The organism is Citrobacter sp. FP75 (assembly GCF_018342065.1).
GTDB lineage: Bacteria > Pseudomonadota > Gammaproteobacteria > Enterobacterales > Enterobacteriaceae > Citrobacter.
The window spans coordinates 668,789-694,104 of the sequence record NZ_JAFDOE010000001.1; the positions used below are offsets into that span (position 1 = coordinate 668,789).

Annotated in this window: 20 protein-coding genes; 9 read left to right on the top strand and 11 right to left on the bottom strand. The window is 52.7% G+C overall.

Features of this window, described 5'->3' with window-relative positions; all coding sequences use genetic code 11:
• Positions 1-44 precede the first annotated feature (44 nt).
• The 3 genes from ompF to pncB all read right to left on the bottom strand — a co-directional run bounded on the left by ompF (position 45) and on the right by pncB (position 4,505).
• Positions 45-1,118, bottom strand: coding sequence for a porin OmpF (ompF, locus tag JQ822_RS03150; protein ID WP_213132240.1), 1,074 nt, complete (start codon positions 1,116-1,118; stop codon positions 45-47).
• 618 nt (positions 1,119-1,736) lie between these two features.
• Positions 1,737-3,137: an asparagine--tRNA ligase gene (gene asnS / locus JQ822_RS03155; protein ID WP_135322491.1), complete on the bottom strand. Its 1,401-nt coding sequence runs from the start codon at positions 3,135-3,137 to the stop codon at positions 1,737-1,739.
• Between the two features lie 165 nt (positions 3,138-3,302).
• Complete coding sequence (gene pncB / locus JQ822_RS03160) at positions 3,303-4,505, bottom strand: nicotinate phosphoribosyltransferase (RefSeq protein ID WP_213132241.1); 1,203 nt, start codon at positions 4,503-4,505, stop codon at positions 3,303-3,305.
• A 265-nt stretch (positions 4,506-4,770) separates the two neighbouring features.
• On the opposite strand from pncB, the gene pepN reads away from it, so the two are divergent.
• Positions 4,771-7,383, top strand: a complete 2,613-nt coding sequence (pepN, locus tag JQ822_RS03165; RefSeq protein WP_213132242.1) for an aminopeptidase N — start codon at positions 4,771-4,773, stop codon at positions 7,381-7,383.
• 45 nt (positions 7,384-7,428) lie between these two features.
• Here pepN and ssuB read toward each other — a convergent pair whose 3' ends face one another.
• Genes ssuB through ssuE form a run of 5 tightly spaced genes read right to left on the bottom strand, consistent with a single transcriptional unit; the run spans position 7,429 to position 11,680 of the window.
• Positions 7,429-8,196 (bottom strand): aliphatic sulfonates ABC transporter ATP-binding protein, encoded by a 768-nt coding sequence (gene ssuB, locus JQ822_RS03170; RefSeq protein WP_213132243.1) that lies wholly within the window; start codon positions 8,194-8,196, stop codon positions 7,429-7,431.
• A complete protein-coding gene (gene ssuC / locus JQ822_RS03175; protein ID WP_213132244.1) occupies positions 8,193-8,984 on the bottom strand; it encodes an aliphatic sulfonate ABC transporter permease SsuC in 792 nt (263 codons plus the stop codon). The genes ssuB and ssuC overlap by 4 nt, the downstream gene beginning before the upstream one ends.
• Before the next feature lie 11 nt (positions 8,985-8,995).
• On the bottom strand, positions 8,996-10,141 hold the full coding sequence (gene ssuD / locus JQ822_RS03180) for an FMNH2-dependent alkanesulfonate monooxygenase (RefSeq protein ID WP_213132245.1): 1,146 nt from the start codon (positions 10,139-10,141) through the stop codon (positions 8,996-8,998).
• On the bottom strand, positions 10,138-11,112 hold the full coding sequence (locus JQ822_RS03185) for a sulfonate ABC transporter substrate-binding protein (RefSeq protein ID WP_213132246.1): 975 nt from the start codon (positions 11,110-11,112) through the stop codon (positions 10,138-10,140). The genes ssuD and JQ822_RS03185 overlap by 4 nt, the downstream gene beginning before the upstream one ends.
• Positions 11,105-11,680, bottom strand: coding sequence for an NADPH-dependent FMN reductase (gene ssuE, locus JQ822_RS03190; protein ID WP_213132247.1), 576 nt, complete (start codon positions 11,678-11,680; stop codon positions 11,105-11,107). The genes JQ822_RS03185 and ssuE overlap by 8 nt, the downstream gene beginning before the upstream one ends.
• Before the next feature lie 243 nt (positions 11,681-11,923).
• Between ssuE and pyrD the strand changes: the two genes are divergently transcribed.
• Together pyrD and zapC are read left to right on the top strand one after the other, a co-directional pair.
• Positions 11,924-12,934: a quinone-dependent dihydroorotate dehydrogenase gene (gene pyrD, locus JQ822_RS03195; RefSeq protein WP_213132248.1), complete on the top strand. Its 1,011-nt coding sequence runs from the start codon at positions 11,924-11,926 to the stop codon at positions 12,932-12,934.
• A gap of 165 nt (positions 12,935-13,099) precedes the next feature.
• A complete protein-coding gene (gene zapC, locus JQ822_RS03200; protein WP_213132249.1) occupies positions 13,100-13,642 on the top strand; it encodes a cell division protein ZapC in 543 nt (180 codons plus the stop codon).
• Here the strand turns inward: zapC and JQ822_RS03205 are convergent.
• Entirely contained in the window at positions 13,639-14,748 is a 1,110-nt protein-coding gene (locus tag JQ822_RS03205; protein WP_213132250.1) for a YcbX family protein, read from the bottom strand. The genes zapC and JQ822_RS03205 overlap by 4 nt on opposite strands.
• A gap of 98 nt (positions 14,749-14,846) precedes the next feature.
• Here JQ822_RS03205 and rlmKL point away from each other — a divergent pair, with 98 nt between their 5' ends.
• From rlmKL to rmf, 6 genes are all read left to right on the top strand, one after another.
• Positions 14,847-16,955: a bifunctional 23S rRNA (guanine(2069)-N(7))-methyltransferase RlmK/23S rRNA (guanine(2445)-N(2))-methyltransferase RlmL gene (rlmKL, locus tag JQ822_RS03210; protein ID WP_213132251.1), complete on the top strand. Its 2,109-nt coding sequence runs from the start codon at positions 14,847-14,849 to the stop codon at positions 16,953-16,955.
• 12 nt (positions 16,956-16,967) lie between these two features.
• Entirely contained in the window at positions 16,968-18,875 is a 1,908-nt protein-coding gene (locus tag JQ822_RS03215) for an ABC transporter ATP-binding protein (protein WP_213132252.1), read from the top strand.
• A gap of 14 nt (positions 18,876-18,889) precedes the next feature.
• A complete protein-coding gene (gene pqiA / locus JQ822_RS03220) occupies positions 18,890-20,143 on the top strand; it encodes a membrane integrity-associated transporter subunit PqiA (RefSeq protein WP_196209199.1) in 1,254 nt (417 codons plus the stop codon).
• Between the two features lie 4 nt (positions 20,144-20,147).
• Positions 20,148-21,785 (top strand): intermembrane transport protein PqiB, encoded by a 1,638-nt coding sequence (pqiB, locus tag JQ822_RS03225; RefSeq protein WP_213132253.1) that lies wholly within the window; start codon positions 20,148-20,150, stop codon positions 21,783-21,785.
• Positions 21,785-22,348: a membrane integrity-associated transporter subunit PqiC gene (pqiC, locus tag JQ822_RS03230; RefSeq protein ID WP_135322476.1), complete on the top strand. Its 564-nt coding sequence runs from the start codon at positions 21,785-21,787 to the stop codon at positions 22,346-22,348. Before pqiB ends, pqiC begins: the two co-directional genes overlap by 1 nt.
• Positions 22,349-22,603: 255 nt before the next feature.
• On the top strand, positions 22,604-22,771 hold the full coding sequence (gene rmf, locus JQ822_RS03235; RefSeq protein ID WP_003035871.1) for a ribosome modulation factor: 168 nt from the start codon (positions 22,604-22,606) through the stop codon (positions 22,769-22,771).
• Positions 22,772-22,878: 107 nt separating this feature from the next.
• On the opposite strand, the gene fabA is transcribed toward rmf, so the two are convergent.
• On the bottom strand, positions 22,879-23,397 hold the full coding sequence (gene fabA, locus JQ822_RS03240; protein WP_135322474.1) for a bifunctional 3-hydroxydecanoyl-ACP dehydratase/trans-2-decenoyl-ACP isomerase: 519 nt from the start codon (positions 23,395-23,397) through the stop codon (positions 22,879-22,881).
• Positions 23,398-23,465: 68 nt separating this feature from the next.
• The gene (locus JQ822_RS03245; protein WP_213132254.1) at positions 23,466-25,226 is read right to left on the bottom strand and encodes an AAA family ATPase; all 1,761 of its coding nucleotides are present in this window, start codon (positions 25,224-25,226) and stop codon (positions 23,466-23,468) included.
• Between the last annotated feature and the right edge of the window lie 90 nt (positions 25,227-25,316).

The window sequence follows — 25,316 nt, forward strand, 5'->3', positions numbered from 1 at the left end:
GACCGAAGTCCTGTTTTTAAGGCATATAACAAAGAGGTCTGCTATTAGAACTGGTAAACGATACCAACAGCAACGGTGTCGTCAGAGCCTACACCCAGTTTGTTGTCGGAATCGATCTGGTTGATGATGTAATCAACATAGGTGGACATGTTTTTGTTGAAGTAGTAAGTCGCACCCACTTCGAAGTAGTTCACCAGATCTACGTCACCGATACCTTCGATGTCCTTACCTTTAGATTTGGTATAGGCGATGGACGGACGCAGGCCGAAGTCGAACTGATACTGAGCAACCAACAGCACGTCTTCAGTTTTGTTTGCATAACCGTTGGAGATACGGGTTGCGTTATGGGTTTCGCTGTAGTTCGCTGCCAGGTAGATGCTGTTAGCATCGTACTTCAGGCCGGTTGCCCACTGCTCAGCTTTGTCGCCGTGACCACGCAGAAGCGGATTCTGTTGTGCATCGGTACGGTCAGCAGCGCCGTATGCACCCACGATACCAAAGCCTTCGTATTCATAGCTGATAGAACCGCCAACGCCGTCGCCGTTAGAACGACGAACGTCATCACGCTCGTTTTTGCCCAGGTACTGTACAGCGAAGCTCAGGCCTTCAACCATACCGAAGAAGTTGGAGTTACGGTAAGTTGCGAGGCCGCCGTTACGCTGAGAGAAGAACTGATCGGAAGCTGCAGTATCACCACCGAATTCTGGCAGCATATCGGTGTAACCCAGTGCATCGTATACGACGCCGTAGTTACGACCGTAATCGAAAGAGCCTGCATCGCCAAATTTCAGACCAGCAAAGGCCAGGCGGGTTTTGTTGCCGTCCTGCGCGTTTGAGCCTTCAGCGTTGTTGCCGGCAAAGTTGTATTCCCACTGGCCGTAACCGGTCAGGTCGCCATTAATCTGAGTTTCCCCTTTGAAACCAAGACGGGCATAGGTCTGGTCGCCGTTGCCACCGTAGCTATTTTCACCGTTGTGCTTGGAAAAATAGTGCAGACCTACTGCTTTACCGTACAGGTCTACTTTGTTGCCATCTTTGTTATAGATTTCTGCAGCGTTAGCTGCCCCGGCTACCAGCAGAGCAGGGATAACCACTGCCAGAATATTGCGCTTCATCATTATTTATTACCCTCATCGGTTTTTATATGACACCTGCCACTGCCGCCAATAAATTCCGTCAATCAAAATTTACGGAACTATTGATGAGAGTTTGGTGTCTTTATGTGTCTGACAGGCATCTTTCCATTCAAACTAGCGTTTCGCTACCGTCAAAGTGCTACAAATATAAAGATTTGGTTTCAAAAAGAAAAAATGTGTAACAAATTGTTATTTTTATGCAACTTTGTGAACAACTTCAAATTTCAGCTGTCGCTGCGCTATAAATCACCGAATTCATTTCTATTTATATGATTTTCTTATATTTAATCTGCATAACGGATCTTTTCTGCGCAGATGCTGGAAAGATCGTCGTTTACAGTTGACTATTTTTAGCCGTCCAGAATGCCGTGCAAATGGTTAAAAATTGTTCTATTTAGTCAGAAAATGCTAATCCACAATAAAAGTGCTGATTATTTTTTGTGCGCAAATGTTGCAGCGAAATATTACGTAACAGGAAGGAAGATGGATGGGGTTGCATTCAGGTTGAATTGCGCGTCGGCATAAGTGAAGGTCGTTGCCTGGGCGATGGATATAAAAAAGGCCAGCAATGCTGCTGGCCTTTGGATGAATCATTCAGAATTAGAAGCTGGCGTTACGCGGTGTACGCGGGAACGGAATAACATCACGCACGTTTTGCACGCCGGTGACGTAAGCGATCAGACGCTCAAAGCCCAGACCGAAACCGGAATGCGGAACGGTACCGTAGCGACGCAGGTCGCGATACCACCAGTAATCTTCCTTGTTCAGACCCATCTCCAGCATGCGGGCATCCAGCACGTCAAGACGTTCTTCACGCTGAGAACCACCGATGATTTCACCGATTCCCGGCGCCAGAACATCCATTGCGGCGACGGTTTTACCGTCTTCGTTAAGGCGCATATAAAACGCCTTGATATCTTTCGGGTAGTTTTTAACAACTACTGGTGCTTTAAAGTGTTCTTCGGCGAGGTAGCGCTCGTGCTCAGAAGACAGGTCAACGCCCCAGTAGACCGGGTTCTCGAATTTTTTACCGCATTTTTCCAGAATGCTTACTGCGTCGGTGTAATCCACCTGCGCGAAGTCAGCCTCAATGAAACGCTCCAGGCGTGAAACCGCGTCTTTGTCGACACGTTCAGCGAAGAACTTCATGTCGTCTGCACGCTCTTCCAGTACGGCTTTGAACGCGTACTTCAGCATGGCTTCAGCCAGGCCCGCAACATCGTTCAGATCGGCAAAAGCGACTTCCGGCTCCAGCATCCAGAACTCAGCCAGGTGGCGGCTGGTATTGGAGTTTTCTGCACGGAAAGTCGGGCCAAAAGTATAAATTTTGGACAGGGCGCAGGCGTAGGTTTCGCCGTTCAACTGGCCGGAAACGGTCAGGAACGCTTCTTTACCGAAGAAGTCTTTGTCGAAATCGACTTTCCCCTGATCGTTACGCGGCAGGTTTTCCAGGTCCAGCGTCGAAACGCGGAACATTTCACCCGCACCTTCGGTGTCTGAAGCGGTGATCAGCGGAGTCGATACCCAAAAGAAACCCTGCTCGTGGAAAAAGCGATGCAGCGCCTGTGCCAGCGTATGACGTACGCGCGCGACTGCACCAATCATGTTGGTACGTGGACGCATATGCGCCACTTCACGCAGGTACTCAATGCTGTGACGTTTTGCTGCCATTGGGTAGGTATCAGGATCGTCAACCCAGCCGGTCACTTCAACCTCGGTGGCCTGAATCTCAAAGCTCTGTCCCTGTCCAGGAGACGCAACGACTTTACCCGTCACGATAACCGAGCAGCCCGTCGTCAGACGTAATACGTCTTGATTGTAATTGGGCAGAGAATTATTGATGACGGCCTGTACAGGATCAAAGCAGGAACCGTCATAAACGGCGAGGAAGGAGATGCCAGCTTTTGAATCTCGGCGGGTACGCACCCATCCGCGCACGGTGACTTCGCTGTCAACGGCTACGCGGCCCTGGAGTACGTCGGCTACAGGCACTACGCTCATAATAGTCTCTCTGTTAATAGTCGGATATATAAACACATGTCCACCCGTAATGGGGGGATACCTATGTTACCTGGCATCTGCAATCAGACAAGCAGAATTCGTAGCTGGAGTGAAAGATTTCGGAAATAAATACGAAAAGGGAGCCGAAACGACTCCCTGGGGTGATTAACTGGCTTTTTTGATATGCGGAAGGTCGAAGGCTTTGCGCAACGCACGGACAAACGCTTTATCGTGGCAAATGGTTTTACCCGGACTGTCGGATAGCTTCGCCACCGGTTTGCCGTTGCATTCAACCAGCTTGATAACGATATTCAGCGGCTTGACCTGAGGAATATTGCAGGTCAAACGCGTGCCGATACCAAAACTCAGCTGCACGCGAGAAGAGAAGTGGCGATAAAGTTCAATCGTTTTCTTCAAATCAAGATTATCGGAGAACACCAGCGTTTTGCTGAGTGGATCGATACCCAGCTTTTCGTAATGCGCGATGGCTTTTTCACCCCATTCCACCGGATCGCCAGAGTCATGGCGCAGACCCTGATAGCGGGTCGCAAACTCAACGCCAAAATCGCGTAAAAATGCATCCATGGTGATGCAGTCGGTCAACGCAATGCCAAGCTTGTCGGGATATTCGTTCAGCCAGGCGGCAAGCGCGACGCGCTGGCTGGTGGCAAGCTCAGGGCTAATTTGCTGATGCGCCTGGAACCATTCATGCGCCTGGGTTCCCATTGGGGTTAATGACAGGCGGCGGGCAAGATCGTAGTTACTGGTGCCAACAAACCACGGCTCTTGCTGAAGACGTTGAACAATAGCCTGCTGTACTTCACGCGAAAAACGCCGACGCGTACCGAAATCCATCAGATGGAAGCGGGACATATCGATATCTTTCGTTAAAGCAGAGAATTCGACTAGTTTGCTTTCCAACTCATCGAGTGCCTGTGGGACGCCTGATTCAGGCGAACGGTAACGGTGCGCCAGCTCGCTAATCACCGCCAGCAGCGGGACTTCCCACATGATCACTTCACGCCACGGGCCGGTTAAGCGAATATTCAACTTACCGTTATCGTTGGTAACGCACACCTGTTGCGGGTTATAGCGAAAATCGCGTAACCAGTTCAGGTAGTCGGCTTTAAAGAAGGGCAGGCCGGAGAGCCACTGGTACTCGTCCTCCTGCAGTTGCAGGTGCTGCATAGCATTCACCTGCTCGCGAATAGAATCGGCATAAATACCGAGCAGGTCATCGCCACGGCAGCGAAATTCAGCCGCTACTTGTACATCATAGTAGTGGTGAAAAACGGCTTGCTGCATATGCAACTTATAAGCGTCTGTATCCAGCAGCGAGTGCAGAACAGGAGAAGCGAATTGTGTCATAGGTGCGCAGTAGCATCCTCTCACGGGAGCGTTTAGTACAATAAACAACTAAGAAAACCGCTGGAGTATACCCTGTTTAGCGATTTATTGAACCCCGATCACACCATAAGCTGTCTTTCTGGTCGAGGGCAATTCGTGCCTCGTGTTATACAAATGTAGCAAAAAGGGTGTTTGTACCTGAAAAGATGAACATTCTGCGTAGCGCGATTTACGCAACAGGAATAGACTGAACCCGAGACTCTACCAAAGATGCTAAAGGTTTTTTATGACACAACAGCCACAAGCCAAATACCGCCACGACTATCGTGCGCCGGATTACCAGATTACTGATATTGACTTGACCTTTGACCTGGATGCTGAAAAAACCGTGGTCACTGCCGTGAGCCAGGCTGTCCGTCATGGTGCGTCTGATGCTCCTCTTCGCCTGGATGGCGAGGATCTGACCCTGGTGTCAATCCACGTGAACGACGAACCGTGGACAGAGTATAAAGAAGAAGAGGGTGCTCTGGTCATCAGCCACCTGCCGGAACGTTTTACGCTGCGTATCGTGAATGAAATAAGCCCAGCAGCTAATACTGCACTGGAAGGACTGTATAAGTCCGGCGACGCGCTATGCACGCAGTGCGAAGCAGAAGGTTTCCGCCATATTACCTGGTATCTTGACCGCCCGGATGTGTTGGCGCGCTTTACCACCAAAATTATCGCCGATAAAACCCAATACCCGTTCCTGCTTTCCAACGGTAACCGCGTTGCACAGGGGGAACTGGATAATGGTCGTCACTGGGTGCAGTGGCAGGATCCGTTCCCGAAACCGTGTTATCTGTTCGCGCTGGTGGCCGGTGATTTCGATGTCCTGAGCGACACCTTTACCACCCGTTCCGGGCGTGAAGTAGCGCTGGAGTTGTATGTCGATCGCGGCAATCTGGATCGTGCACCGTGGGCGATGACCTCGTTGAAAAATTCCATGAAATGGGATGAAGAGCGTTTTGGTCTGGAGTATGACCTCGACATCTACATGATTGTCGCGGTCGACTTCTTTAATATGGGCGCGATGGAGAATAAAGGTCTGAACATCTTTAACTCCAAATACGTGCTGGCGCGTACCGATACCGCCACCGATAAAGATTACCTCGATATTGAGCGCGTCATTGGTCACGAATATTTCCACAACTGGACCGGCAACCGCGTCACCTGTCGCGACTGGTTCCAGTTGAGCCTGAAAGAAGGCTTAACCGTGTTCCGCGATCAGGAGTTCAGCTCCGATCTCGGTTCTCGCGCGGTAAACCGAATCAGCAATGTGCGCACCATGCGTGGTCTGCAGTTTGCCGAAGACGCCAGCCCGATGGCGCATCCTATCCGCCCGGATCAAGTTATCGAAATGAACAACTTCTATACCCTGACGGTGTACGAAAAGGGTGCAGAAGTGATTCGTATGATCCATACCCTGCTGGGTGAGGCAAATTTCCAGAAGGGAATGCAGCTCTATTTCGAACGCCATGACGGCAGCGCGGCGACCTGTGATGATTTCGTGCAGGCGATGGAAGATGCATCCAACGTCGATCTCTCGCATTTCCGCCGCTGGTACAGCCAGTCCGGTACGCCAGTTGTGACCGTGCGTGATGACTATAATCCATCAACTGAACAGTACACGCTGACAATCGGCCAACGTACGCCAGCCACGCCGGATCAGACCGAAAAACAGCCGTTGCATATTCCTTTTGCCATTGAGTTATATGATAACGAAGGCAAAGTAATCCCGTTGCAAAAAGGCGGGCATCCGGTGAATTCCGTGCTCAACGTTACCCAGGCAGAACAGACCTTTGTCTTTGATAACGTCTACTTCCAGCCGGTTCCGGCGCTGCTGTGTGAATTCTCTGCACCGGTGAAACTGGAATATAAATGGAGCGATCAGCAACTGACTTTCCTGATGCGCCACGCTCGTAATGATTTCTCACGCTGGGATGCGGCGCAAAGCCTGCTGGCAACCTACATAAAGCTCAACGTTGCCCGCCATCAGCAGGGACAACCGCTGTCGCTGCCGGTACACGTGGCCGATGCGTTCCGCGCGATTCTGTTGGACGAGAAAATCGATCCGGCGCTGGCGGCAGAGATCCTGACGCTGCCTTCGGCGAATGAGATTGCTGAGCTGTTTGAGATTATCGATCCGGTGGCGATTACCGAGGTGCGCGAGGCGTTAACCCGCACGCTGGCGGCTGAACTGGCGGATGAATTCCTCGCCATCTATAACGCTAATCATCTGGATGAGTATCGCGTTGAGCATGGCGATATTGGCAAACGTACGCTGCGTAATGCCTGTCTGCGCTTCCTGGCCTTCGGCGAAACGCATCTGGCAGATACTCTGGTGAGCAAGCAATACCGCGAAGCCAATAATATGACCGATGCGCTGGCGGCCTTGTCTGCAGCGGTAGCGGCGCAGTTGCCGTGCCGCGATGCGCTGATGCAGGCATATGATGACAAGTGGCATCATGACGGTCTGGTGATGGATAAATGGTTTATCCTGCAGTCTACCAGCCCGGCGGACAATGTGCTGGAAACGGTACGTGGCCTGTTGCAGCATCGCTCCTTTAGCATGAGCAACCCGAACCGTATCCGATCTTTGATTGGCGCTTTCGCGGGCAGCAACCCGGCGGCGTTCCATGCGGAAGATGGCAGCGGTTATCAGTTCCTGGTCGATATGCTGACCGAGCTGAACAGCCGTAACCCGCAGGTGGCATCACGTCTGATTGAGCCGTTGATCCGCTTAAAACGCTATGATGCCAAACGCCAGGCGAAGATGCGTGCGGCACTGGAACAGCTGAAAGGTCTGGAGAATCTCTCTGGCGATCTGTTCGAGAAGATAACCAAAGCATTAGCCTGATAATGTTGCCGGATGATGATGCAATTGCGTCACCATCCGGCATTATCAGCCGTGTCGACGTACGGCCTGCTCGGTATACCCCCTTTGCATCACCCGATTCAACACTTCCGCTTCGAGTTCCGCCAGGCGCACTGAACCCATCCGCCGTGGACGCGGGATATCTACCGTTAAATCCAGACCGATTTTCCCGTCCTCAATCAGCAATACGCGATCGGCCATCGCCACGGCTTCGCTGACGTCATGGGTGACCAGCAGTACGGTAAAGCCGTGTTCTTGCCACAGAGAGACAATCAAATCCTGCATCTCAAGGCGGGTTAAGGCATCCAGCGCGCCGAGGGGTTCATCCAGCAACAGCAGCCCGGGACGATGAATCAATGCACGTGCCAGCGCCACGCGCTGTTTTTGTCCACCGGAAAGGGCGGCAGGCCATTCCAGCGCCCGATTTTCCAGCCCAACGGAAGTCAGCGCATCACGGGCAGCATCTTGCCAGTTGCTTTTCAGACCCAGGCCTACGTTATCAATAACCGATTTCCACGGCAGCAGGCGCGCATCCTGGAACATCATCCGCGTATCGTCCTGAATATCCGCCAGCGGTGTGATTCCGGCGAGTAATTCTCCTGCGTTGGGTGATTCCAGACCGGCCAGCAAACGCAGCAATGTGCTTTTTCCGCCGCCGCTGCGACCGACCACGGCGACAAATTGCCCTGCCGGAATGTGCAAATCTAACTGATTGAGCACCGTATTGGTGCCGTAGCGTTTCGTCACGCCGCTAAGCAGTAGCGGTGTTCCCTGATTTAAACGAGCGGTATTCATACGGTGGCCTCCTTCGCATGGTAAGCCGGGTTCCAGCGTAACCAAATACGTTCCAGTAATTGCGCGCTGACGTCGGCAAGCTTGCCAAGCAGGGCGTAGAGAACAATGGCTACCACCACCACATCCGTTTGCAGAAACTCGCGGGCATTCATTGCCAGGTAGCCGATTCCAGCATTAGCCGAAATGGTTTCCGCGACGATAAGTGTCAACCACATCAGCCCGAGGGCAAAACGCACGCCAACCATAATTGAGGGCAGGGCGCCGGGGAGGATCACATGGATAAACAGCGAAATACCGGATAACCCATAGCTGCGTGCCATCTCCACCAGCCCACGATCGATATTACGGATCCCATGCCAGGTGTTGATGTAAATCGGGAATAAGGTGCCCAGCGCGACGAGAAAGATCTTGGCGGATTCATCAATACCGAACCACAAAATCACCAGCGGGATCAGCGCCAGATGCGGGACGTTACGCAGCATCTGCACCGAGGTGTCCAGCAGGCGTTCGCCCCAACGTGACAGACCGCTTATCAGTCCCAGCGTCAGGCCAATCGATCCGCCGATGGAAAAGCCGATCGCTGCCCGCCAGGAGCTGATTGCCAGATGCTGCCAAAGCTCGCCGCTGACGGAAAGCGTCCAGAAGGCTTCCACCACGCCTTGCGGAGAGGGCAGAATGCGGGTGGACAGCCAGCCCATGGACGATGCCAGCTGCCAGACTGCCACCAGGCCGAGCGGTAAAAACCACGGAGCAAGGCGCAGTAACCACCTGTTTTTCGGCGTTGCCATCATCGGGCTCCTCAGCTTTGCGCGACTTTACGTGGGATAAATTCGTTCGCCACCGCCTCGCCTTGTTGATGCAGGCGCTGCGGCTGCGGAATTTCTGGTATTGCGACATCCAGATGCGGGAACAACAGCTCACCGACTTTGTACGCCTCTTCCAGATGCGGATACCCGGACAGCACAAAGCTGTCGATACCCAGCGCGGCATACTCGTTAATCCGAGCCGCGACCGTAGGACCGTCCCCGACCAGCGCCGTACCGGCTCCGCCGCGCACCAGTCCTACGCCAGCCCACAGGTTCGGGCTAATTTCCAGTCGGTCGCGCCTGCCGTTGTGCAGCGCCGCCATTCGCTGCTGACCCACAGAGTCGGTTCTTGCGAAGGCGGCCTGGGCTTTGGCAATGGTGTCGTCATCCAGATGGGCAATCAGGCGATCCGCTGCCTGCCACGCCTCTGCGGTAGTTTCGCGCACAATCACGTGCAGGCGAATACCAAAGCGGATCTTGCGCCCGAGCGCCGCCGCTTTGGCCCGCACCTGTTCAATCTTCTCTTTTACCTGTTCAGGCGGCTCACCCCAGGTCAGATAGAGATCAACCTGCTCGGCGGCAAGATCCTGCGCCACGTCGGAGGAACCGCCGAAGTACAGCGGAGGGTGGGGCTGTTGCACAGGCGGGAAAAAGAGTTTTGCCCCACGGACGTGGACGTGCTTACCGTTGAAATCCACCGTTTCGCCTTGCAGCAGGCGCCGCCATACCTGAGTGAATTCAGCGGAGGCTGCATAACGTTCGGTGTGATCGAGGAATACGCCATCGCCCGCCAGCTCCTGCGGATCGCTGCCCGTCACCAGGTTAAACAGCGCGCGGCCGTTGGACAGTCTGTCGAGCGTTGCGGCCTGGCGCGCCGCAACCGTAGGCGACGTTACGCTGGGGCGCAGCGCGACCAAAAATTTTAACCGCCGGGTGACCGGGATCATGGAGGCCGCCACCAGCCAGGCATCTTCGCAAGAGCGACCGGTTGGGATCAGGACGCCGGTAAACCCCAGACGATCGGCCGTTTGGGCGATTTGTTGCAGATAGCCGTGATCGACCGAGCGTGAACCTTCCTCTGTCCCCAGATAATGACCGTCACCGTGCGTGGGTAAAAACCAGAACATATTCAGACTCATAATTTTGCTCCTGCCTGTTGAGTGGGCTGCCAGATACGCTGGCGAATATCGATTTTTTTCGGCAACAACCGGTTGTCATAAAACAGATTGGCGGTTTGTTGCTGCAGTGCGGCAACAGAGGCGCTGACGGGGGTAATGGTGGTTGGCGGGCGATGGTCCAGATAGGCTGCAATCACCGGCTCAGGCAGCCCCATGGTTTTAGCCAGCAGGGAGATGCTCTGCTGACGTTGACTGAGGGTTAAGGCATCGGCCTGGCTAAAGGTGTCTAACACGCCCAGAACAAAAGCGCTGTTTTTCTCGGCATAAGGGCGCGCGGCGAGGTAAAACGAACCGGTCTGTTTGAGGTCGGTACCGTCTTTCAACACGCGTACGTCACCTTGCAGCAACGCGGCGGAGTAGTATGGGTCCCAAATTGCCCACGCATCAACGTTTCCTTGCTGGAAGGCCGCCCGCGCATCGGCCGGAGTCAGATACGTCGGTTGAATATCGGTAAATTTCAGCCCGGCCTGTTGCAGCGCACGGAGCAGTAAATTGTGGGCGCTGGACCCTTTCTGGAAAGCGACTTTATGTCCTTTAAGCTGCGCGACGTTTTGGATCGGGCTATTTTTTGGTACCAGAATCACCTCGGCCTTCGGTTTGGGCGGCTCAACGCCAACGTAAACCAGATCGGCCCCGGCTGCCTGGGCAAAAATCGGTGGAATATCACCGGTGCTGCCCAGATCGATGCTGCCGATATTTAGCGCCTCCAGCATTTGCGGCCCGGCAGGAAACTCAATCCATGATATTTTTGTCTGCGGGTAGCGTTTTTCCAACAACTGATGGCTTTTAGCCAGCACCATGCTGACGCTCCCTTTCTGATAGCCAATGCGCAGAGTGCCTGGCGCGGCATCTGCGGCGTGAACTTGCGTCGACAAAGACAGTAGTCCGGTCAGCGCCAGCCACGGGGTATGACGTTTAAGTAAATTAAGCATGGGCGGCACCTCTCAGGGCATTCAAGTGCAAAAGCTGGATATCGCGGCGCTGCAAAGCCTGCCAGAAGGTGTCGAGCGCACTGTCCAGGCGCAGTTGCAGGTTCGGCGTAAATTGCGGCTTATGCTGATAATCAATGACCTGCGAATCATCGGCGAAAACGCCGTGCAGGATTTCCTGAGCCTTCAGTGCGCTGAGGACGGGTTTCAGGGCGTAATCGACGGCCAGCAAATGTGCCACGGTGCCACCGGTCGCCAGCGGCAATACCACTTTGCCCTCCAGCGCGCGTTCAGGGAGTAGATCGAGCAAGGTTTTCAATGCGCCGGAATAGGCCGCTTTGTAGACCGGCGTGGCGACAATCAGTCCGTCGGCGGCCTGCAGTTGTTCGATAAACGTCTTCAGTGCCGGGCTGTCGAAGCGTGCATAGATCAGATCGTCGGGCTCAAAATTGTGCAGATTCCAGTGATAGATGTCGACATCCTGCCCGTTCAGTTTTTCTCGTGCATATTCCAGTAAGGCGCTGGAGCGAGAGGGGAAGCGTGGGCTGCCTGCCAGAGTGATAACGCGCATATTGACAATCTCTCCTTATAACCAATTGTTCGTTTTTATTTAACATTGATAACAATTTGTGCAGTCTGGCAGAGAGGTTTTGTTTATCGAAATGATTTATGCGGGATAGAAAAGCTGAAAAATGCATAAAACGAGGACCGGAAAGAAAACGTTTGCTTTTTATTGCCGCAGGTCAATTCCCTTTTTGTTCGCGATCGCACATAATACGCCCCCGGTTTGCACACCGGGAATCCAGGAGAGTTCATGTACTACCCCTTCGTTCGTAAAGCCCTTTTTCAGCTCGATCCAGAGCGCGCTCATGAATTGACATTCCAGCAATTACGTCGCATTACGGGCACGCCGCTCGAAGCGCTTGTCCGCCAGAAAGTACCGGCAAAACCGGTTACCTGCATGGGGCTGACGTTTAAAAACCCGCTCGGTCTTGCCGCCGGGCTGGATAAAGATGGGGAGTGCATTGATGCACTCGGTGCAATGGGATTCGGCTCGATTGAGATAGGCACCGTGACGCCGCGTCCTCAACCGGGTAACGATAAGCCGCGTCTGTTCCGTCTGGTTGACGCAGAAGGGTTGATCAACCGCATGGGCTTCAATAACCTGGGTGTTGATAACCTGGTCGAAAACGTTAAAAAATCGCATTTTGACGGTATTCTGGGGATCAATATAGGTAAGAACAAAGACACCCCGGTAGAGAATGGCAAAGATGACTATCTGATTTGTATGGAAAAAGTCTACGCTTATGCCGGTTATATTGCGGTTAATATCTCCTCACCAAATACCCCAGGGTTACGCACGCTACAATACGGCGAAGCGCTGGACGATCTGCTAACGGCAATTAAAAATAAGCAAAATGATCTGCAAGCGATCCACCATAAATATGTTCCGGTGGCGGTAAAGATCGCCCCGGATCTTTCTGAAGAAGAACTGATCCAGGTCGCCGACAGTTTAGTTCGTCATAATATTGATGGTGTAATTGCCACAAACACTACGCTCGATCGCTCCCTGGTACAGGGAATGAAAAATTGCGATCAAATGGGTGGTCTGAGCGGTCGACCGTTACAATTAAAAAGCACCGAAGTTATTCGCATGTTGTCCCGGGAATTAAAAGGACAATTGCCGATTATCGGGGTTGGCGGTATCGACTCAGTCATCGCTGCGCGTGAGAAAATAGCCGCAGGGGCTTCCCTGATTCAGATTTATTCCGGCTTTATTTTTAAAGGCCCGCCGTTGATTAAAGAAATCATCACCAATATCTGAATACGACCTTAATCACAAACCAGGGCTTTATTTCTTGCCCTGGTTGTTTTATATTCCTTTACTGTTGCTTATTTAAACATTCTGAGCTTTTATTATTAGGGCAATAAACGAAGCGGCAAAAGGATACTGTCGTAACGACGATGATTTAGGAATGGAGAGATACTGATGCGAATTAAACCCGACGATAACTGGCGCTGGTATTATGATGAAGAGCACGATCGTATGATGCTCGATTTAGCCAATGGCATGTTATTTCGCTCGCGTTTTGCGCGCAAAATGCTCACTCCTGATGCATTCTCTCCGTCCGGTTTTTGTGTTGATGATGCTGCGCTTTATTTTTCTTTTGAAGAAAAGTGCCGCGACCTGGATTTAGTCAAAGAACAGAAAGCGGAGCTGGTGCTCAATGCGCTGGTGGCTATTCGATATCTGAAACCGCAAATGCCAAAAAGCTGGCACTTTGTGGCACACACCATCAACTGGTCACCGGCAGTGGGTGATGCTGCCTGCGTATATTTAAGCGATACCGAAGAACAGGTTAATCTGTTAGTGGTTGAGCCGGGTGAAAATGCGGCCCTGTGTCTGCTGGCACAGCCGGGAGTAGTTATTGCCGGGCGCACCATGCAGCTTGGCGATGCCATTAAAATCATGAATGACAGACTGAAACCGCAACTCCCTGTCGACAGTTTCAGCCTTGAGCAAGCCGTTTAACTCTCCAGCCTGACTGCTGTCTTTGGCACACAGCTGCAGCAAAGAATCGTCCCGTCATCGCCAATCGCTGATTTTTTCAGCGGGCTGACTTCGCCTTCTACCAACCGAATCCGGCAGCATCCGCAGATCCCCGCCCGGCAAGAGTAGGGAACCCGGATCCCCTGATTTTCCAGTTGCTCCAGTAACACCTGCTGATTATTTCCGCGAAAGGTTTGTCCCTGCCAGTCAATAAGTACGCTGGCATCAGGTTGCTGCTGCGCGGCGACGGTATCATCAGATTCCGCCGCGCCGTACGCTCTGGCGGGCCCGGTTGCCAGAATTTCAACCTCATCGCCAACGCGGATCACGCCGCTGTTGCGGGCAATCAGATTCTGACCGAAATCGACATCGCCGTTATCCGCCGCAGTGCGGAAGGTTTGCAGCGTGGCCAGCGGCTCGCCGGACGGGTGCTTTTGGCCTTTTTCAGGGCTGACGGTAGTGAAAATACAGCGGCTACAGGGTTTCGCCACATCAAAAATGACCTCGCCGATACGAATCACCTTCCAGGTGTCCTCTTCCCACGCGGCGGCCCCGGTGACTACCAGATTGGGGCGAAACTGCTCCATTTTGATACTGGCCGGGCAGCGCTGTTGCACATCGCGCAGCGACGCTTCGTTAGTCAGAAGATAAGGAAAGCCATCAGCGAACGAGAGCGGTACGCCATTATGGCGCTTTACCCGACGCGTCAACTGTGGACCAACCCAGCGCAACTGCACATCACGGGAGAAAAAGCCGCTGAGCCACTGATTGATCGCCGCAGGCGCAATACGCGCCGTAAAGTGGTTTCCCCAGACTTCCGTTGGCGCATCCTGGGTGGCGAAGTCGGCAAAGCGGACCAGCGCGCTGCTGCCGTCGGGCGCAGTTAAGTGCAACCCATCGTGCAACGGGGAAGGGGTAAAACGAACCATCTGTGGGAACTGCCGGGCAGTGATGAACGTTCCGTCGGGTTCGGTAACCATAAAGATGCGATCAAAGGCCAGACCACTCACGTCTGCCAGGGCGTGCGTTAGCCCAATACCACGCATTGATTTAACCGGATGAACAAAAAGTCGGGTTAACGTTACCACTGTACAGTCCCTCGAATGAAAATAAGCCTTCAACTTTATGACAAGGGCGTGAGATTAGCTATAATGCGCAGCAATTTTATTGGAGTAAAAGTGACATTATGAATTCTCTGTTTGCCAGTACGGCCCGTGGGCTGGAAGAGCTGTTAAAAACTGAACTGGAAAACCTCGGTGCCGCGGAGTGCCAGGTGGTTCAGGGTGGGGTCCATTTTAAGGGCGACACGCGGCTTGTTTACCAGAGCCTGATGTGGAGCCGCCTGGCCTCGCGCATTATCCTGCCGATGGGAGAGTGCAAGGTCTATAGCGATCTTGATCTGTACCTCGGCGTTCAGGCAATCGACTGGACAGAGATATTTAATCCTGGTGCGACGTTTGCTGTGCATTTTAGCGGCCTGAACGAAACCATTCGCAACAGCCAGTACGGCGCATTAAAAGTAAAGGATGCAATTGTCGATGCCTTTACGCGTAAAAATATGGCGCGTCCGAATGTGGATCGAGAATCCCCGGATCTGCGCATCAACGTCTGGCTGAACAAAGATACCGCCAGCATAGCCCTCGATCTGAGCGGCGATGGTCTGCATCAGCGCGGTTATCGCGATCGCGCCGGTCAGGCGCCGATTAAAGAAACGCTGGCTGCAGCCATCGTGATGCGTTCCGCCTGGCAGCCGGGCACACCGCTGCTCGATCCGATGTGTGGTTCCGGTACGCTGCTGATTGAGGCCGCGATGTGGGCAACCGATCGTGCACCAGGCCTGCACCGTGGCTACTGGGGTTTTAACGGCTGGGCGCAGCATGATGAAGCCGTCTGGCAAGAAGTTAAAGCGGAAGCTCAGGTTCGTGCGCGCAAAGGGCTGGCGGACTATACGTCGCATTTCTACGGCTCCGATAGTGATGCCCGGGTGATTGAAAAAGCGCGCAGTAATGCCCGCCGCGCAGGCATTGCCGATCTGGTGACGTTTGACGTCAAAGATGTGGCGAAACTGAGCAATCCGCTACCGAAAGGACCGTATGGTACGGTTATCAGCAACCCGCCATACGGTGAACGTCTGGATAGCGAGCCGGCGCTGATCGCCCTGCATAGCCTGTTGGGACGCACGATGAAAAACCAGTTTGGCGGCTGGAACCTGTCGCTGTTCAGCGCCTCTCCTGATTTGCTCAGCAGCCTGCAATTACGTGCTGATAAGCAGTTTAAAGCCAAAAACGGCCCGCTGGACTGCGTACAGAAAAACTATCACGTTGCAGAAACGACCGCCGACAGCAAACCTGCAACGGTGGCGGAAGACTATGCCAACCGTCTGCGTAAAAATATTAAGAAGCTGGAAAAATGGGCGCGCCAGGAAGGTATTGAATGCTATCGTTTGTACGATGCTGACCTGCCGGAATACAACGTCGCGGTCGACCGCTACGGCGACTGGATCGTGGTTCAGGAATACGCACCACCGAAGACGGTTGATGCCCAGAAGGCTCGCCAGCGTCTGTTCGACATTATTGCCGCTACGCTGTCAGTGCTGGAGATCGCGCCGAATAAACTGGTGCTGAAAACCCGTGAACGGCAGAAAGGGAAAAACCAGTATCAGAAGATGAATGAGAAGGGTGAATTCATTGAGGTTAGCGAGTATAACGCGCGCCTGTGGGTTAACCTGACCGACTATCTTGATACCGGTCTGTTCCTGGACCACCGTATTGCACGCCGAATGCTGGGCCAGATGAGTAAGGGTAAAGATTTCCTCAATCTGTTCTCTTATACCGGTAGCGCCAGCGTACATGCCGGGCTCGGCGGTGCACGCAGCACCACCACGGTCGATATGTCTCGCACTTATCTTGAGTGGGCGGAACGTAACCTGCGACTCAACGGGCTGAGCGGTCGTGCGCACCGTTTAATTCAGGCTGACTGCCTGGGCTGGCTGCGCGAAGCCAATGAACAGTTTGATCTGATTTTCATCGATCCGCCGACCTTCTCTAACTCTAAACGTATGGAAGACTCATTTGACGTGCAGCGCGATCACCTGGCGTTGCTGAAAGATCTGAAACGTCTGCTGCGTAAAGACGGCACGATCATGTTCTCCAACAACAAACGTGGATTCCGTATGGATCTCGACGGTCTGGCTGCACTGGGATTGAAAGCACAAGAAATCACCCAAAAAACGCTTTCCCAGGACTTTGCCCGTAACCGTCAGATCCACAACTGCTGGCTGATTACCGCAGCCTGAAAGGAAAAATAAATGTCATTAATCAGTATGCATGGTGCATGGCTGTCGTTCAGCGATGCACCGCTTCTTGATAATGCTGAACTGCATATCGAAGATAACGAGCGCGTCTGCCTGGTGGGTCGTAATGGCGCGGGCAAATCGACGCTGATGAAGATCCTCAACCGTGAGCAGGGTCTTGACGACGGGCGTATTATTTATGAGCAGGATCTGGTTGTGTCGCGTCTGCAGCAGGATCCGCCGCGCAACGTGCAGGGTAGCGTCTACGATTTCGTCGCCGAAGGGATTGCAGAACAGGCGGTTTACCTCAAGCGTTACCACGATATCTCGCATCTGGTGATCACCGATCCGAGTGATAAAAACCTGCAGGAACTGGCGAAGGTTCAGGAACTGCTGGATCACCACAATCTGTGGCAGCTGGAAAACCGTATTAATGAAGTACTGGAACAGCTTGGCCTCGAAGCCGATATGGAGCTGGCATCGCTGTCCGGCGGCTGGCTGCGTAAAGCGGCGCTTGGCCGAGCGTTAGTCAGCAATCCGCGCGTATTGTTGCTGGATGAACCGACGAACCACCTGGATATTGAAACCATCGACTGGCTGGAGGGGTTTCTGAAAACCTTCAACGGAACGATCATTTTCATTTCCCACGACCGTTCGTTTATTCGCAATATGGCAACACGTATTGTCGATCTCGATCGCGGTAAGCTGGTGACCTATCCAGGGAACTACGATCAGTACCTGCTGGAGAAAGAAGAAGCGCTGCGGGTAGAAGAGTTACAGAATGCGGAGTTTGATCGCAAACTGGCGCAGGAAGAAGTCTGGATCCGCCAGGGCATCAAAGCGCGTCGTACCCGTAACGAAGGCCGTGTGCGTGCACTGAAAGCGATGCGTCGGGAGCGTGGCGATCGCCGTGAAGTGATGGGTACCGCGAAGATGCAGGTTGAAGAGGCGAGCCGCTCGGGCAAAATCGTCTTTGAAATGGAGAATGTTGACTACCAGATTAACGGTAAACAGCTGGTGAAAGACTTCTCGGCGCAGGTACAACGTAGTGACAAAATTGCGTTAATTGGACCTAACGGCTGCGGTAAAACAACGTTGATCAAGCTGATGTTAGGTCAGCTACAGGCCGATAGCGGGCGTATCCATGTTGGTACGAAGCTGGAAGTGGCCTATTTTGACCAGCACCGTGCGGAGCTGGATCCGGATAAAACCGTCATGGATAACCTGGCGGAAGGTAAGCAGGAGGTGATGGTCAACGGTAAACCGCGCCACGTGCTGGGCTACCTTCAGGACTTCCTGTTCCACCCTAAACGGGCGATGACACCGGTGCGTGCGCTCTCTGGCGGAGAACGCAACCGTCTGTTGCTGGCACGTCTTTTTCTGAAACCCAGCAATCTGTTGATTCTCGATGAACCAACGAACGATCTCGACGTCGAAACGCTGGAACTGCTCGAAGAGCTGATTGATGGTTATCAGGGCACCGTTTTGCTGGTCAGCCACGATCGTCAGTTTGTTGATAACACGGTTACCGAGTGTTGGATTTTCGAAGGCGGCGGCAAAATTGGTCGTTATGTCGGCGGTTACCACGATGCGCGTGAGCAGCAGTCACAATATGTAGCGTTTAAACAGCCAGTCGCGAAAAAAACAGAGGACGTAGCGGCCCCTAAAGCAGAAATTGTAAAACGCGGTACCAGCAAACTAAGCTATAAACTACAGCGCGAACTGGAGCTGCTCCCTCAACAGCTCGAAGAGCTGGAAGCTAAACTGGAAACGTTACAGGCTCAGGTTGCTGACGCCGCCTTTTTCAGTCAGCCGCATGAGCAAACACAGCAGGTGCTGGCTGATCTGAGTAACGCAGAACAAGAACTTGAGCAAGCCTTTGAGCGCTGGGAGTATCTTGAGTCTTTAAAGAATGGCGCATAATTAAAGGAGCGCATATGTGCGAACATCACCATGCCGCGAAGCATATTTTGTGCTCGCAGTGTGACATGCTGGTGGCATTACCGAGCCTTACGCATGGTCAGAAAGCGGCATGTCCGAGATGTGGCACGACATTAACCGTTGCGTGGGACGCGCCAAGGCAGCGTCCTACCGCTTATGTTATTGCAGCATTGTTTATGCTGCTTTTATCTAACCTCTTCCCTTTTGTGAACATGAATGTCGCTGGGGTAAGCAGCGAAGTGACGTTGCTGGAAATTCCCGGTGTGCTGTTTTCGGAAGACTACGCCAGCCTCGGTACCTTCTTTTTATTATTCGTACAGTTGGTTCCCGCTTTTTGCTTGTTCACCATCTTACTGCTGGTGAACCGGGCTGAGATGCCCTGGCGACTCAAAGCGTGGCTGGCGCGTATTCTGTTTCAGTTAAAAAGCTGGGGAATGGCAGAAATCTTCCTCGCAGGCGTGCTGGTAAGCTTTGTTAAACTGATGGCCTATGGCGACATCGGTGTGGGCAGCAGCTTCATACCGTGGTGCCTGTTTTGTGTCCTCCAGCTGCGCGCTTTTCAGTGTGTCGATCGTCGCTGGCTCTGGGATGATATCGCCCCTATGCCGGAGGTTAAGCAGGTCTTAAAACCCGGCGTTCCCGGTATCCGACAAGGGCTACGTTCATGCTCTTGTTGTACCGCGATCCTTCCCGCTGATGAACCGGTCTGCCCGCGCTGTCAGACAACGGGTTACGTGCGTCGTAAAAACAGTCTGCAATGGACGCTGGCACTCCTGTTCACCTCGATCATGCTTTATCTGCCCGCCAATATTATGCCGATCATGATTACCGATTTGTTAGGGTCAAAACTGCCGTCAACGATTATTGAAGGCGTTGTTTTAATCTGGAGCGAAGGTTCTTACCCGGTGGCGGCTGTCATCTTTATAGCCAGTATTCTGGTGCCGACGTTAAAAATGATCGCGATTGCCTGGCTGTGCTGGGATGCCAAAGGGCACGGCAAACGCGACAGCGAGCGCATGCACCTGATTTATGAAGTTGTGGAATTTGTCGGTCGTTGGTCAATGATCGATGTTTTTGTTATTGCGGTACTCTCTGCGCTGGTGCGCATGGGAGGGTTAATGAACATTTATCCTGCAATGGGTGCATTGATGTTTGCTTTAGTCGTCATTATGACAATGTTTTCTGCGATGACGTTTGATCCACGTCTGTCGTGGGATCGTGAACCAGAACCAGGCCATGAGGAGTCCTGACAGCATGGAATCTAAAAGTGGGGAAGCCAAAGTGCAAAAGGTAAAAAACTGGTCGCCTGTGTGGATATTCCCAATCGTCACTGCACTCATTGGCGCATGGGTCTTGTTTTATCATTACAGTCATCAGGGGCCGGTCGTCACGTTAATTACGACCAATGCTGAAGGTATTGAGGGTGGCAAAACAACAATCAAGAGCCGCAGTGTGGATGTCGGCGTTGTCGAGAGCGCAACGCTGACTGACGATTTGACTCATGTGGAAATTAAAGCGCGTCTCAACTCTGGTATGGAAAAGCTGCTGCATAAAGACTCGGTCTTTTGGGTGGTGAAGCCGCAGGTAGGACGTGAGGGTATCAGCGGCTTAGGCACGCTGTTGTCCGGGGCTTATATTGAACTGCAGCCGGGGAACAAAGGCAGCCAGCTCACCAATTATCAACTGCTGGACTCTCCACCGCTGGCGCCGCCAGATGCGAAGGGGATCCGCGTGATTTTGGACAGCAAAAAAGCTGGCCAGCTCAGCCCGGGGGACCCGGTGTTGTTCCGCGGGTATCGCGTGGGGTCAGTTGAGACTAGCACTTTTGATGCGCAAAAACGCTCAATCAGCTATCAGCTCTTCATCAATGCGCCTAACGATCGCCTGGTCACCAGTAACGTACGTTTCTGGAAAGATAGCGGCATTGCCGTAGATCTCACCTCGGCGGGGATGCGCGTGGAGATGGGGTCACTTACCACGTTGTTCGGCGGCGGGGTCAGTTTTGATGTGCCTGAAGGTTTAGAACAAGGCCAGCCGGTCGCACAACAGTCTTCGTTTAGCCTCTATGACGATCAAAAAAGTATTCAGGACTCGCTATATACGGAACACATTGATTACCTGATGTTCTTCAAGGATTCGATTCGAGGATTGCAGCCCGGCGCGCCGCTGGAGTTCCGCGGTATTCGCCTCGGTACGGTCAGTAAGGTGCCTTTCTTTGCACCGAATATGCGTCAGGTCTTCAATGATGATTACCGTATTCCGGTGCTGGTGCGTATTGAACCTGAACGCCTGAAGGCACAGTTGGGTGAAGACACCGATGTGGGTGCCCACCTGGCCGAGTTGCTCAAACGCGGACTGCGAGGATCATTGAAAACGGGGAACCTGGTAACCGGCGCGCTGTATGTCGATCTCGATTTCTACCCGAAAGAACCACCGATTACGGGCGTACGCGAATTTAATGGTTATCAAATTATCCCGACCGTGAGCAGTGGCCTGGCGCAGATACAGCAGCGTTTGATGGAAGCACTGGATAAGATTAATAATCTACCACTGAATCCGATGATCGTGCAGGCGACCACTACGCTTTCTGAAAGCCAGCGCACGATGAAGCATCTGCAAACCACGCTGGATAACATGAATAAAATAACCGGTAGCCAGTCGATGCAGCAACTGCCGGCAGATATGCAGAACACGCTGCGTGAACTTAATCGTAGCATGCAGGGCTTCCAGCCAGGTTCCGCGGCCTATAACAAGATGGTGGCGGATATGCAGCGTCTTGATCAGGTTCTGCGTGAGCTGCAACCGGTACTGAAAACGCTGAACGATAAGAGTAATGCGCTGGTGTTTGAAGCGAAGGACAAAAAAGATCCAGAGCCGAAGAGGGCGAAATAATGAAAAAGTGGCTAGTGGTGATGATGGCGGTCTGGCTGACGTCATGCAGCTCCAACGGGGAGAATAAAAGCTATTATCAGCTCCCCATCGCGCAGGGGGGCGTACAGAGCACCGCCAACCAGGGTAACCGTCTGCTGTGGGTTGAACAGGTTGCGGTACCGGATTATCTGGCGGGTAATGGCGTGGTGTACCAAACCAGCGATGTGAAATACGTCATTGCCAACAGTAATCTCTGGGCCAGCCCGTTAGATCAACAGTTGCGCAATACGCTTGTCGCCAACCTCAGTACACAGTTGCCTGGATGGGTCGTTGCCTCTCAGCCGCTGGGCAGCACGCAGGACACACTCAACGTGACGGTGACCGGATTCCATGGTCGCTACGATGGTAAAGTCATTGTCAGCGGTGAATGGTTACTGAATCATCAGGGGCAGTTGATCAAGCGTCCATTCCACATCGAAGCCGTGCAGACGCAGGATGGCTATGATGAGATGGTGAAGGTTTTGGCTAACGCCTGGAGCCAGGAGGCGACGGCTATCGCTCAAGAGCTGAAACGCATTCCTTAAGCTTAAATAATTGTAAATTCCACCGCCTTCGGCTCAGCGCCCAGGCGGTTTTTTTTATTTTTTTCTCGGTTGATATAACTGTTCTGACTCATAATTCTTGTACAAATGATTTATCGGGTAGCTCACATATATGACACTGGCGTGAATTTTGCGCATTGACGAGTCTGAGGTTTCGGGGTATTCGTTTAGTGTGATTGCACACTTAGTAATCACTGTTTTCTTTTCCACCAGACCAAAAAATGAGGGAAACGAGGCATGAAGAGACAAAAACGAGATCGCCTGGAACGGGCACATCAACGTGGATATCAGGCCGGCATCGCCGGACGCTCAAAAGAAATGTGTCCCTATCAGACGCTGAATCAAAGGTCATACTGGCTGGGAGGCTGGCGAGAAGCCATGGGGGATAGGGTGTTAATGGCCTGATTCTGTCTCTTTAAATAAAAGAAACCTCCGCATGCGGAGGTTTCGCCTTTTATTCAGCCTGATCATACGCTTTAGCGTCAACCTCAGGCGTTCTACGCGGTCCTTTATTAGAACGCAGACGTATCCTGGAAAAGGCCCACTTTCAGATCGTTCGCTGTGTAGATCAGACGACCATCAACCAGCACTTCACCATCCGCCAGACCCATGATCAGGCGGCGGTTTACGATACGTTTGAAGTGAATGCGGTAAGTGACTTTCTTCGCGGTCGGCAGAACCTGACCGGTGAATTTCACTTCGCCCACGCCCAGTGCGCGGCCTTTACCTTCGCCGCCCAGCCAGCCGAGATAGAATCCAACCAGCTGCCACATGGCATCCAGACCCAAGCAGCCTGGCATCACCGGATCGCCGATAAAATGGCAACCGAAGAACCACAGGTCCGGGTTGATATCCAGTTCAGCTTCAACAAAACCTTTGTCAAAGTTGCCACCGGTTTCGGTCATCTTGATGACACGGTCCATCATCAGCATGCTTGGTGCAGGCAGTTGTGGGCCTTTTGCGCCAAACAGCTCACCGCGACCAGAGGCAAGAAGGTCTTCTTTTGTATAGGATTCGCGTTTATCTACCATGTTCTCTGTAAGCCTTATTTTATTGAAGCACGCAGGATAGCTAACACGTGTACGCTGAACAAGTCCGATCAGTTCGGAATAATCCAGTTCAGCCAACGCAGCGGCCATGGAAAACGGTGACGACCTTCCTGTTGCGTAGCCGTAGCAATACGCTCCTGGATGGTTTGCATCAACGTTGTCTGGCCTTCGCCATCCCACACCAGATTTAACAACAGTGGCAACGCATCGGTCACGTCATCCACCGCCCAAATTGTGAATTTCTCTTCTTCAACGGCCTGTAGCAGTGCTGGCTGTAGGCTCAGATGCCTGACGTTGGCAGAAGGAATAATCACGCCCTGAGTACCGGTTAATTCACGCTGCTGGCAGATGGCGAAGAAACCTTCAATTTTCTCGTTCAGACCACCAACAGGTTGTGCACGGCCAAACTGATCGACAGAACCCGTAATGGCGATGCTTTGATTTACCGGAACGTCCGCAAGAGCGCTAATCAATGCGCACAGTTCAGCCATGGATGCGCTGTCCCCATCGACTTCGCTGTAGGATTGCTCGAAAGTTAGCGAGGCAGAGAAGGGGATTTGCTGCTCGAGCTGCAGTTCCGACATCAGGAACGCTTGCATGATCATCATGCCCTTGGCATGAATATTTCCGCCCAGCTCGGCTTTGCGCTCAATATCGGTAAATTCGCCATCGCCAATATGCACGACGCAGCTGATACGCGAAGGTTCACCAAATGCGCGAGGATGACCCGGAAACTCAATGACCGAGAGCGCGTTTATTTGCCCAATACGCTCACCTTCGGTCTCGATAAGGATCTGCTCTTGCAAGATCTCATCCTGCATACGTTCGGCGAGGAAACCTTCGCGCCATTCCCGTTGCGCCAGCATCAGACCCAACTGCTCAGCGTTACAGGTTTCACCTTCGCAAAGAGGAGCCACTTCCTTGAGCTGTCGGGTGATCCACAGCGGGTTAAGCGGCAACGTATCCTGATCGCCGGTATAACGAACGGCCTCACGCACCAATGTCAGCCAGGCATCGGGTGCGGGATAGGGGAGATTGTTGCGTTTGGCGGTATGCGTAACCCATTGACACCACTGGGTCATGGTTTCAGCATCCACTATCTGCAAATTATCTTCAAACTCGCTATAAATAGCCTGTTCTGCTAACTCTGGCTCCATTTCCTGGAAATCTGCCAGCGATTCACGCTCACCCACTAACACCACTTTCAGTTTCAGCGGCATAGAAGGAACGGAGACAGGAAGCGGGCGGGATTCGTCAAAGGCTACCCAGTCAAAGCGCTCGTGGCTGACAATAGCTTTCAGGCGCATCCACAGCAGTGGCTGAGCTAACAATGTGCGTAATGAGATGACCAGTACGCCCCCGTTGGCCTGATGCACCAGTCCCGGTTGCAGAGTGATTTCACCGTTGAACTGACGCAAACAGCCAAACAGCTGTTCGGCTTCAACCCAGTCAGCATTGACCACCTGAGTTAAGGTCGCAAAATTGTCTTCTGCTTGTTCCGCTGCGCGGTAACGGATGGTATGACCAGAGATCTCGTAATGACCTCCGGCCAGGCTTCCGGCATCTGTGTGTAATGTACGCGCAGCCGTGGCGATAAGATTGAGATACTCAAGCTCTTCCGGTGCTTTCACCAGCATAAAAGAGGACGTTGCCCACTGCTGAAGCAGCTGCTCAAGCGCAAATTGTAAGCGTGGTTGAGTATCACTGAGTAAGGTGTTGGTTTCGTCAGTGACGTGCGGCTGTGCAAATATTTCCTGATAACTGTCGGTATCAGGAACCAGATCACGCCATGCAAGTTTCGTAATGGTCAAAGTTGATGTTTTTTAGTCTGTTGTAAAAAACGAGATTATACCGTAACCGTCAGCACTGCACACGCGGAATGCGCCGTTAAACGGGTGCGA

Excerpts from the sequence above, each read along its gene's own strand:
- pqiB (WP_213132253.1), top strand. The coding sequence starts at position 20,148 with ATGGAATCTAAAAGTGGGGAAGCCAAAGTGCAAAAGGTAAAAAACTGG.
- ssuE (WP_213132247.1), bottom strand. The coding sequence starts at position 11,680 with ATGCGCGTTATCACTCTGGCAGGCAGCCCACGCTTCCCCTCTCGCTCC.
- pyrD (WP_213132248.1), top strand. The coding sequence starts at position 11,924 with ATGTACTACCCCTTCGTTCGTAAAGCCCTTTTTCAGCTCGATCCAGAG.
- ssuC (WP_213132244.1), bottom strand. The coding sequence starts at position 8,984 with ATGGCAACGCCGAAAAACAGGTGGTTACTGCGCCTTGCTCCGTGGTTT.
- rmf (WP_003035871.1), top strand. The coding sequence starts at position 22,604 with ATGAAGAGACAAAAACGAGATCGCCTGGAACGGGCACATCAACGTGGA.
- rlmKL (WP_213132251.1), top strand. The coding sequence starts at position 14,847 with ATGAATTCTCTGTTTGCCAGTACGGCCCGTGGGCTGGAAGAGCTGTTA.
- asnS (WP_135322491.1), bottom strand. The coding sequence starts at position 3,137 with ATGAGCGTAGTGCCTGTAGCCGACGTACTCCAGGGCCGCGTAGCCGTT.
- zapC (WP_213132249.1), top strand. The coding sequence starts at position 13,100 with ATGCGAATTAAACCCGACGATAACTGGCGCTGGTATTATGATGAAGAG.
- ssuB (WP_213132243.1), bottom strand. The coding sequence starts at position 8,196 with ATGAATACCGCTCGTTTAAATCAGGGAACACCGCTACTGCTTAGCGGC.
- pqiA (WP_196209199.1), top strand. The coding sequence starts at position 18,890 with ATGTGCGAACATCACCATGCCGCGAAGCATATTTTGTGCTCGCAGTGT.
- pepN (WP_213132242.1), top strand. The coding sequence starts at position 4,771 with ATGACACAACAGCCACAAGCCAAATACCGCCACGACTATCGTGCGCCG.
- fabA (WP_135322474.1), bottom strand. The coding sequence starts at position 23,397 with ATGGTAGATAAACGCGAATCCTATACAAAAGAAGACCTTCTTGCCTCT.
- ssuD (WP_213132245.1), bottom strand. The coding sequence starts at position 10,141 with ATGAGTCTGAATATGTTCTGGTTTTTACCCACGCACGGTGACGGTCAT.
- pncB (WP_213132241.1), bottom strand. The coding sequence starts at position 4,505 with ATGACACAATTCGCTTCTCCTGTTCTGCACTCGCTGCTGGATACAGAC.
- JQ822_RS03185 (WP_213132246.1), bottom strand. The coding sequence starts at position 11,112 with ATGCTTAATTTACTTAAACGTCATACCCCGTGGCTGGCGCTGACCGGA.
- ompF (WP_213132240.1), bottom strand. The coding sequence starts at position 1,118 with ATGATGAAGCGCAATATTCTGGCAGTGGTTATCCCTGCTCTGCTGGTA.
- JQ822_RS03215 (WP_213132252.1), top strand. The coding sequence starts at position 16,968 with ATGTCATTAATCAGTATGCATGGTGCATGGCTGTCGTTCAGCGATGCA.
- pqiC (WP_135322476.1), top strand. The coding sequence starts at position 21,785 with ATGAAAAAGTGGCTAGTGGTGATGATGGCGGTCTGGCTGACGTCATGC.